1 protein-coding gene is annotated in these 1,592 nt (G+C 41.0%); it reads right to left on the bottom strand.

Translation table 11 applies throughout. The features are described from left to right. A partial coding sequence (locus tag AB2J24_RS19790; RefSeq protein WP_367386802.1) for a class I SAM-dependent methyltransferase occupies positions 1-1,539 on the bottom strand: 1,539 nt, incomplete at its 3' end. Positions 1,540-1,592 lie beyond the last annotated feature (53 nt).

Below are 1,592 nucleotides of genomic sequence, written 5' to 3'. Positions count from 1 at the left end.
CACTGAGGAGCGTAGACGTTTACTTAATCCAGCAACTGTTGGTTCTTCAAAGAGCATTCGGATCGCAACTTCAATCCCCATAGTCGACCTGATCCGGCTAACCAGGCGTGTCGCCAAAAGTGAATGCCCACCCAAGTCAAAGAAGTTATCATCTATCCCAACATGCTCTACTCCAAGCACTTCAGCAAACAATGCTGTAAGAACTTCCTCTTGTGGTGTACGAGGTTGGCGGAATGATGAAGAGACAAACTCAGGTGCAGGCAAAGCGCGGCGATCCAACTTACCATTAGGCGTTAAAGGCAAAGCATCTAAAACCACAATGGCTGCTGGTACCATATAATCAGGTAGTTGCTTTCCAAGACTTTGTCGCAACTCGTGCAATTTAGCTGCAGTGTTACGAAATTGAATAGGATTGTTAGTAAATGCTTTTGAGTTTGTTACAGAACTGTTCGGTTGATAAACGTGAGCAAGACCTTTTGATAGAGCTAACTTCCTCTTTATGAAAAGCACATCAAAATGGTCCGGAGAGCAAGAGCTTGACCATGTCAAACGAACATCGTAGTCGGTTTTCTGACTTAGTTCCGCAAAGCGTGACGGTTCAAAACTAATTTGAGTGCAATGGTTTTTTGAACTAATAGTGGGCACATTATTTAATGATTCCTGCATTAGTTGATACTCTAGATGCACTCGCGAGTTTTTTATTCCTATTAGTCTTAATATCGGAGGGTTCTTTGTTTTAAGAAAGCCTAGTAGTTCATCAATGTTAGTTATTGTATCACCCCAAATCAACTTAGGAGCCTCTAAGGCCGAAACCGTTGATTTGGGCGCCTTATGAATAACAACATCGTATCGATATCGGCTTAACTCATTGTGATAATTCCCATTTTTTAACACGACTTCCACACCACTTATGTCATCGCGTGAACATTCTAAACAGTGAAAGTAATCGGGTGAAATTAATAGTTCTTCTTCCTGTAGAATTGCTTGCTGAACCGAACGTTGAAGAAAGCCCAGATCTTTTTTAGAACTGTCAGACCGACCCATTTCGATTGACGTTTGAAAGCATTGAAGGAGATCAAGATTTCTGATATCTCCTATAATAATCCGTCCAGATGGAGCCAACAAACTAAGTGTCTTTGAGATGACGTCGCGAAGATACTCCTCACTCGGGAAATATTGAACTACAGAGTTGATTATGATGGTATCAAAATACTTTTTGGGGAGCTTTGATAAATCGTCTGCTGGCTGGTGTGAAAGGTTAACTTTCTTCTGTAATTCAACCTGAGTATCTACCCATCTTTGAAGTTCACTTACCGCTGCAATTGAGATATCCGTGCCCCAATAACTCTCGCAGGACGAAGCAATTTTCGAAAGTATAAGACCATTTCCAACACCAATCTCCAAGATATTTCCTATCTTGAATGATTTAGTCAGTGCCAGGAAATCCTTCCTCCACTCCTCCATATCCTGTAGTGGAATTGGTTTGTTATCGTGACTACTATTCCATCCACTGAAGTTGTCAACAATGATACCATTCAAACTTTCAGTATAATGATTATCGTACAGAATCTCCCATGAGGACACATGATCAT

Origin of the sequence: Lentilitoribacter sp. EG35 (assembly GCF_040784015.1) — a bacterium.
Lineage (GTDB): Bacteria > Pseudomonadota > Alphaproteobacteria > Rhizobiales > Rhizobiaceae > Lentilitoribacter.
The sequence above is the reverse complement of the archived record's forward strand: the minus strand, read 5'-3'. Positions and strand labels throughout refer to the sequence as shown.